Below are 7,122 nucleotides of genomic sequence, written 5' to 3'. Positions count from 1 at the left end.
CCCAATCGAATCAATTGGGGACTCACAGATTCAGCACTGGCGCCATATGTCACGTGTTAACTCACCCGATTGCCCTGGGGCGCGAGAGCCCTGGGCTGTGGCCGTCCGCGTTTTCTCGGTAATGTCGGTTTGCCGTAGGCCAAACTGATTGGGTGAACCGGGGGGTGGTGCCAGGCTGCGCTGTTGACGCGCGGGCCTGAGTGGTCCACGCTCTTTAAATCGATTGTAGACCGCTTCATTTACAGCAGTCAACATGGACGACCACGCAACGCCAATCAGGAAACGCAGACCGGTGTGCAACGCGAACGACATCAAAGCGGACCTGATCGCCGTCGTTGTCGCTGTGAATGACCATGAGCCTCGGGTTCTCACAATCGGCCGGGCAAACGCCCTGCCCTCCGGTCCGTTCGAACTCGGCCATCGTTCCCTTCAGTCGGGAGTCAGGTCATGGGTGGAAGAAAGGGCAGCCGCTGGGCTATATCGAGCAGCTCTACACCTTCGCCGATCGCGACCGGGTCGGCACCGGGCAGCGTGTGATCTCGATCAGCTATCTCGCGCTCACTCGAGAAGAGGAGGCAACACAGTCGGCCAAGCGCCGTTGGCAGATGTGGTACGACTATTTCCCCTGGGAGGACCACCGCTCAGGAACTCCATCGGTGCTCGCGAAGGTTTTGCGACGCACCTGCTCAAGGGGCGGACAGCGCAGGGGAACAATGGGACGCGCCGAGAACGCCGGCAGCGGGCGGCGGTTGCTTTCGGCTTCGACGATCGGCCATGGAATGAGGAACTGACCCTCCAGCGCTATGAGCTGCTCTACGAAGCAGCTATGGTGGGAGAGGGGACCGGCGGGCAGTCTTCAGTTACTCTGTCGTCGGTTGCAGGTGAATCGATGATCGCCGATCACCGCCGGATTCTGGCTACCGGAATTGCGCGGCTGGGCTCCAAAATTAAGTACCGGCCCGTGGTCTTCGAACTGATGCCGCCCGTCTTCAGTCTGCTTCAGTTGCAGAAAACCGTGGAGGCCCTGGCGGGCAGGCTCCTCCACAAGCCGAACTTCCGTCGGCTGATCGAACAGCAGGAGTTGGTCGAGCAAACCGGCGAGACCACCGCCGATACGGGCGGTCGACCGGCTAAGCTTTATCGCTTCCGCCATGCGGTTGTCGACGAGAGGGCCGTCGCCGGGACAAAATTGCCGCTAACACGGGCTTGACAATCCGCTTATACTCACCGCAATAATATGAATCTTATATTCAGGTCGAGTATAATTGGACGTACGACCACCGCGTTGCCATCGGCCGCATCCTTATACGACCGCGTCCGGCGCGTGATTCCGCCGATCGAGTGGCTGGCTTTTTCCGCTTACATCGATGCTATCCTTGCGCTGAAGCGCGAGCGCGACGCCGTAGTCCTCGCCCACAATTACCAGACGCCCGAGATATTCCACTGCGTGGCCGACATCGTCGGCGACAGCCTGGCGCTGGCCCGCAAGGCCATCACGGTCGAGGCGCAAGTCATCGTGCTCGCCGGTGTGCATTTCATGGCTGAGACGGCGAAGCTTCTCCATCCGGACAAGACTGTCCTCATTCAATCACACCCGCAGACGTGCGGCTGCTGCGGGAGCGTTACCCAGGTGTTCCAGTTGTCACCTAACCCTTGTCGCGTGGCCCGAGAAATCTCTGCGGACGAGCGCGAAAACTACTCGAAGTTAGGAACTAAATTTGGTTACAACCGCAACTCTTCAAACAATCAACTTTCCGAATTGTCCAATGTGCCGCTAGAAGAGCGTGACTTGAACCGGTGGCGGCGTTGAAGGATGGGCTAGCGGTTATTTCTCACCACGACTTTCTCTGCGACGACACACCATGCACAAATGAGATCGACGGCAAATTCTCTCCCGCGACAGCGGTCACCTAGCCCTATGAAGGATCTGAATCATAGGCTGCTCGTTAGAGCATCTTCCACCAAAAGGCGTTGATCCATAGGCACTCCCCTTACCCCGATTCCTTTGAGATTCGTCAGCTTCTCGAAAGCTAGCCGTCTTAGAGCATGCGGCCTAAGGCGGGGCGCTGGCCTATTGAAGCCATGAATCTGAACGCAACCGATGCGAACTCAGATCGCAGACGTGGCTATTTTTCGGCGTCCCTTGATGATGACTTGCGCGACCTTGCCAAGGACCTCCCGGTCGGCTGGCGCAGGATAAGGGCTGTCGCGGAGAAAACGTTCGACGTTTTTTGCCGAGTTGGACGGCAAGGAGAGAAACTCGCAGCCTGGGAGAATTCACGATGACCAGCCCGTTCGTTACCCGCGACGGCTCCAGATGGATGCCAGACTATCTGACCTTTATCGATGGCACGACCTGCATCGGCTGCGGAGCCTGCGCTCGCGTCTGTCCGAAGAGCTGCCAGACCCATCTTGTGGCCGGCAGCGCCGCAGCTTGATCTGCCTGACAAACAGGAGAACGCCGGTGCCACTCAGAATGTTTTGCCACATCATGGCGTTGGTCCTGTCCATCAATGCTGCAGCTGTCTATCTCACCTCGCATTCCATTGGATCGGCAATCGTCAAGACGCTCACTTGTGCGCTCTTTCTCCAGGCCGGCTATTTCGCAAGCGTGCTCTTTCTGATCTGGCAGTCTGCCCGTCCGGGCAGCACTGCACAAAAGGCCAAGCATTTCGATGGCGACCAGGAAGTTCGGCGCCAGTTGGCACCCTGCCGTGAGGGCGCGGAATGAACCTTCGGATGTCGTCGCGTCGGTGTGCGGGTTGCTTCGTTTCTACGACGGAGCAGGCGCTAGAAATTAGGACGGTTCTCTTTGGAACACGACCTTTGGAAGGATTCGTGCATAGCAGTTTTAGCTCAAGCGAACCCAGTTGGAGAGAACATGGCGGCAAAGTTCTTTGGCCTGCCCACCATGGGTGGTCCAGCGGCTCCTGCCAAGTCCAAGATACGCCCCGGCCTACGCGGCCTGCGCTTCATCGACTTGGCCGCCAGCGTGGACGTGGCCTGCGGCTGCAACCTGGAGCGGGTGAGAGTCTAGGCGCAGGCCAAGCCGGCATGAGGCTGCGAATGCCCGCAATTCACCGATCGGGTGGCTTGCCGGCAAAGGTGCGCCGAGAGCGCATACCTTCCGTACAAAGGATGCTCCACCCGTCAGCAGCGCCCAGCAACGCTGCCCGTGCGACCTCCCGATAGGACACGAAATGCGAACGCTACTCGTGGATCACCATGCAAAGCTCACCCAGGTGATGCAACGAGCGCTCTTGGACCGCGGTTTCACCGTTGATGTGATGCCTACTGTCGCTGACGCGTCGCTTGCATTTGGTGTTGCACGCTATGAAATTCTCCTGATCGAGTTAGCCCTGCCGGATGGAGATGGGTTGGATTGGCTAAGGCAACTGAGGCGCCAGGGGCATTCGGTTCCCGCTATCATAATGAGCAGCCTCGATGATCTCGAGACGCGAATCTCGATTTTCAACGGGGGCGCGGATGACTTCTTGCGTAGACCGGTCTCGACGGATGAGCTCATTGCCCGAATAAGGGCCGTTCTGCGGCGGTCGACGCAGGTGGCCGACCCCATTGTCACGTTTGGCAATCTCACATTCGATCCAATTGGCCGCCAGGTTTCCGTTGCTGGACAGCCGCTAAAGATCCCGCGCCGCGAACTAAGCATTCTTGAGCATCTGCTCAACCGCGCGGGTCGCACGTGTCCGCGCGAGCTCCTGGTGGACAGCCTCTACGCCTTCGACGACGAAGTCTCCAGCAATGCGCTTGAAGTCGGGATCTATCGCTTGCGCGGGATTTTGGGCCAAGCCCGCGCGACGATAACGATCAAGACGGCCCGGGGGATCGGTTATGTCCTTGAAGTGAACGACGGGCCCCCGGACGGGTAGCTAATCGAATCTGCCAGGTCGATTGCCTTCGCCGCCGCTCATCTGGTTAGCACTCTGCGATAGGAAACAAGGGCGTTAATTTCTTTCGCCCGAAACCGCTCGGTGACTCACACAAGCCCAGCACCCTCACAGCGATTTCTCGGTCGGTTAGCGCTCTGCTACCGGATCAATCAGGAGAACTTCAGTGCCCCTCAGAATGTTCTGCCATGTCATGGCGTTGGTCGTGTCCTCCAACGCTCTAGCTGTCTATTTCGTCTCGCGTTCCATCCGAATGGTCATCGGCACGGCGCTCACTTCTGCGGTGCTTCTCCAGGTAGGTTATTTTGGAAGCGTTCTCTTGCTGATGTGGCGGTCTAGCAGCGCTGGGAGATCTGCACAAAAGGCTAATCATTTCGACAGCTGCCAGGAACGTCGGCGCCAATCGCCAACCTATCGGGAGAACGAGGAATGAACCTTCTTTTTTTGCCTCGTTTCGACGGCCAAGGACAAGCTGGCCCGAGTGGCGGTCGAGAGGGCCCTTTGCCGTGTTAAAGGGACGCTCCGGCGTGCTCTTGGCCTGCGGCTACAATCTGCGGCAGGCGTCACCCATCCTCTACCCAAGCGAAGTCGGTATGAGGCCGCGCATGGCCGACACCCGCGACGGCGCCGTGACGGCTGCCAACGGCTCCACGCTCTTGCGCTCAATCGGCATCAGAAGTCCGAGGCAATAGTCCTTCAGCGGCTCAGCTCGGTCGGCGTGGCCGATCACCCCGATCAAAGCATCGACATAGGCGTCGAACGCGGCTTCACTCTCGGCTGTCCAGTCGGGCATGGCGGGGCTCTTCCCTGATCACCAAGCCGCACCCTAACAAATCCGCGACCAGCGCGAATCCCCCCACAGCCGCGACTTTCTGACTCAGTAAGACTAGCGAGCCGCTCTCATCAGCCTCTCGACAAGTCTTGTCTGGCGAGCGACGATCTCTGATCCTTCATAGGAAAGGTGACCGCTGTCTCGGTAAAGAAATTTTCCGTCGATCTCGGTCTTGCATGTTGTGTCGTCGCAAAGAAAGTCTTGGTAGGAGATAACCTCCACGTCAGCCTTTAAGGCCACTTGGTTCAAGAGCTCGAAAGTGCGGGATCGGATCGGGCGGTATTCGCTGACATATATTCTGCAGTCGCTGTAGCGACCGAGAATAACCCTTCCCCGCGCCTTCCGCTCAAGGCAATCGCCGACATCGAAGGTTCCGACTGGCGGAGGAGCAACAACAACCACTCGTTTGCCCAAGGCGCGAACGGCTTCGACTAGAGCCTTAATGCCCTCAACGGCTACATCTAGAGAAGGTTCAACCTCCGTGAAAGTATCGTTACTCCTCTTAAGCAGCATGAAGTCCGTGGGTACAGGAAGGGCAAACGGGCTCGAAATGACAACTGACTTTATCTCCGGCCGACTTTTCAAAATACCCAAAACACTGTCATTGAAGCGAATGCAGTTCTCGCCGAAGACACGGGAATAAGTAGGAGACGCTGCTGACCCCTTCAAGAAGGCCGCCACTCCGATGGCGGGGAGGCACGAGCTCATCGTGAGCTGAGCCAGTCCGGCTTCTCCGACTGTCTTGGCCAGGCCGGGCACCAGTGCCATGGCAAATGAATCGCCCCAGACCAACAATTCGGGCCTGTCCGTCGTCTTGCAGTTCTTCGGGATTTCCTGGGGAGGCGATCCGGACCTGAAATCACATCCCATTCCCAAGCCGTAGTTGATCTGCCGGATCTTGGCGAAATCAATGTTGCTCTTGGCTTCGACAATGGCGATTGACGGCGAGAAGCCGAGAAGGACCGATGTAGTGACGAGCCCGCAGGTTAGCCGCAGACGCGACTTGACGAACCCCCGCCGGAAAGGCTCCTCCACGAAACGATAGAGAGCCCAGCTCGCAACAAATGAGAAAGCTACTGCCGCATAGATCGCCAGGACAGGAGCCTCTCCCAGCCAAAGAACCTTCACATAGACAAGCACGGGCCAATGGATCAGATAGAGCGAGTACGAGACGTCTCCTATCCTTGCCATGCCTCGAACCGCCACGTTATCCCTGCTGGGCGCAAGCAGGAGGATCAGGGTTGCTAAGCAAACCAAAGCGGAATCCACAACCGGGTGCTGGCCAATAGCGGCGCTGGGAATAAGCAGCAGAAGTGCCAGCGCCGGGAGGCGCAGCTTCGAAAGATTGGCGGCCAAGCGAGGGCTGATGGGAAGCAAAGCCCCGAATGAACCAATGGCCATTTCCCAAAATCGGGACGGCATAAGGTAAAATGAAGCGGATGGGTCACGAGGGGCCAGGTAGAGACATAGAGCTAGGCTGGCAACGAGGAGCGATCTAACCCCTGTCAGCCGCCATCTCTTGGGAGTTGATACCAAGAAGGCAGGAAGCAGCAGATAATACTGTTCTTCAACAGCGAGCGACCAAAGATGCAGAAGCGGCATTCGTTCGCCGGCGCCGCCGAAGTAGTCGCACCCGAACCAGAGAACGATATTGCCTGTGTAAGCGCCCCCAAAACCTCGTTCCGGAACACCTGCAAGCCCACGTCCAATAGGAAGAACGGCGCAGCGATCGTGGTGAGCGCAATGACGACATAGGCTGCAGGCAACAGACGCTTCGCACGCCGATAGTAGAATTTTCAAAAGCTGAACCGGGATTGCTCAAGCTGCGTCACGATGAGACCGGTGATCAGGAAGCCCGAAATCACAAAAAAATATCAACGCCGAGATAACCCGCGGCGAATGGCCAAATGCGGGCATGATAGACCACGACCAGCAAAACGGCCAGGCCCCGAAAGGCTTTAATGTCCATTCGAAAGTCTTGTTGTGTATAAAGTATGATAAATTCTTGATATTATCCGATTAACTGAAAACTTAGCAGAGTTGGATTAATCTGTGACTTTCGGCAGAAGAGATCTAAATCGTGCTATTTTGCGATAACTATCCTCCGTAGTATTGCATTCCCAAGTTCGTTTCCTCTGCAGCCGATCAACGTTCTTTCTGAGCCGCTCCTGCTGGCCACGATCTACTTGTATAGGGCGATGAATTTGTAAAATCGATTGTTTTGATAGAATACATCCATATTATGGATGGCGTTCGACGCGCGGCGGTCTCAAGCGCGGGGTGGATGGTGAGATGGATCTTCCAAAAGCTGGACGCTTCGATCAACATGCTGACTGAAGCGTGACCGGCCATTTTGGCGCGCGAAATAGGTCACCCGGCAGC

8 protein-coding genes and 2 pseudogenes are annotated in these 7,122 nt (G+C 57.2%); 7 read left to right on the top strand and 3 right to left on the bottom strand.

Annotated features, from left to right (window positions below):
* The first annotated feature begins 253 nt into the window (after nt 1-253).
* From ACWGTI_RS31875 to ACWGTI_RS31845, 7 genes and pseudogenes are all read left to right on the top strand, one after another.
* Nucleotides 254-1,210: pseudogene (locus ACWGTI_RS31875) on the top strand (NUDIX hydrolase).
* Between the two features lie 27 nt (nt 1,211-1,237).
* A pseudogene (gene nadA, locus ACWGTI_RS31870) lies at nt 1,238-1,647 on the top strand (quinolinate synthase NadA); the annotation flags it as partial.
* 399 nt (nt 1,648-2,046) lie between these two features.
* Nucleotides 2,047-2,286, top strand: a complete 240-nt coding sequence (locus tag ACWGTI_RS31865; protein WP_454590598.1) for a CCE_0567 family metalloprotein — start codon at nt 2,047-2,049, stop codon at nt 2,284-2,286.
* Entirely contained in the window at nt 2,283-2,438 is a 156-nt protein-coding gene (locus tag ACWGTI_RS31860) for a 4Fe-4S binding protein (RefSeq protein WP_454590597.1), read from the top strand. The genes ACWGTI_RS31865 and ACWGTI_RS31860 overlap by 4 nt, the downstream gene beginning before the upstream one ends.
* 38 nt (nt 2,439-2,476) lie before the next feature.
* Nucleotides 2,477-2,731, top strand: a complete 255-nt coding sequence (locus ACWGTI_RS31855; protein ID WP_454590600.1) for an exopolysaccharide production repressor protein — start codon at nt 2,477-2,479, stop codon at nt 2,729-2,731.
* 469 nt (nt 2,732-3,200) lie between these two features.
* Nucleotides 3,201-3,890, top strand: coding sequence for a response regulator (locus ACWGTI_RS31850; protein WP_454590596.1), 690 nt, complete (start codon nt 3,201-3,203; stop codon nt 3,888-3,890).
* A gap of 196 nt (nt 3,891-4,086) precedes the next feature.
* Entirely contained in the window at nt 4,087-4,341 is a 255-nt protein-coding gene (locus tag ACWGTI_RS31845) for an exopolysaccharide production repressor protein (protein ID WP_454590599.1), read from the top strand.
* Between the two features lie 141 nt (nt 4,342-4,482).
* Here the strand turns inward: ACWGTI_RS31845 and ACWGTI_RS31840 are convergent, their stop codons facing one another.
* From ACWGTI_RS31840 to ACWGTI_RS31830, 3 genes are all read right to left on the bottom strand, one after another.
* Nucleotides 4,483-4,701 carry a transposase gene (locus tag ACWGTI_RS31840; RefSeq protein WP_454578871.1) on the bottom strand — a complete coding sequence of 73 codons (219 nt, stop codon included), beginning with the start codon at nt 4,699-4,701 and terminating at the stop codon, nt 4,483-4,485.
* 93 nt (nt 4,702-4,794) lie between these two features.
* Complete coding sequence (locus tag ACWGTI_RS31835) at nt 4,795-6,342, bottom strand: acyltransferase family protein (RefSeq protein WP_454590595.1); 1,548 nt, start codon at nt 6,340-6,342, stop codon at nt 4,795-4,797.
* Nucleotides 6,246-6,506, bottom strand: a complete 261-nt coding sequence (locus ACWGTI_RS31830) for a hypothetical protein (protein ID WP_454590601.1) — start codon at nt 6,504-6,506, stop codon at nt 6,246-6,248. The genes ACWGTI_RS31835 and ACWGTI_RS31830 overlap by 97 nt, the downstream gene beginning before the upstream one ends.
* Nucleotides 6,507-7,122: the final 616 nt, after the last annotated feature.

Source organism: Mesorhizobium sp. ArgA1, assembly GCF_053714375.1.
This window is presented reverse-complemented; position numbering and strand designations above follow the sequence as displayed.

Bases quoted from the DNA above. Each gene is read 5' to 3' on its own strand.
- ACWGTI_RS31850 (WP_454590596.1), top strand. From the start codon at position 3,201: ATGCGAACGCTACTCGTGGATCACCATGCAAAGCTCACCCAGGTGATG.
- ACWGTI_RS31855 (WP_454590600.1), top strand. From the start codon at position 2,477: ATGTTTTGCCACATCATGGCGTTGGTCCTGTCCATCAATGCTGCAGCT.
- ACWGTI_RS31860 (WP_454590597.1), top strand. From the start codon at position 2,283: ATGACCAGCCCGTTCGTTACCCGCGACGGCTCCAGATGGATGCCAGAC.
- ACWGTI_RS31845 (WP_454590599.1), top strand. From the start codon at position 4,087: ATGTTCTGCCATGTCATGGCGTTGGTCGTGTCCTCCAACGCTCTAGCT.
- ACWGTI_RS31835 (WP_454590595.1), bottom strand. From the start codon at position 6,342: ATGCCGCTTCTGCATCTTTGGTCGCTCGCTGTTGAAGAACAGTATTAT.
- ACWGTI_RS31840 (WP_454578871.1), bottom strand. From the start codon at position 4,701: ATGCCCGACTGGACAGCCGAGAGTGAAGCCGCGTTCGACGCCTATGTC.
- ACWGTI_RS31865 (WP_454590598.1), top strand. From the start codon at position 2,047: ATGCGGCCTAAGGCGGGGCGCTGGCCTATTGAAGCCATGAATCTGAAC.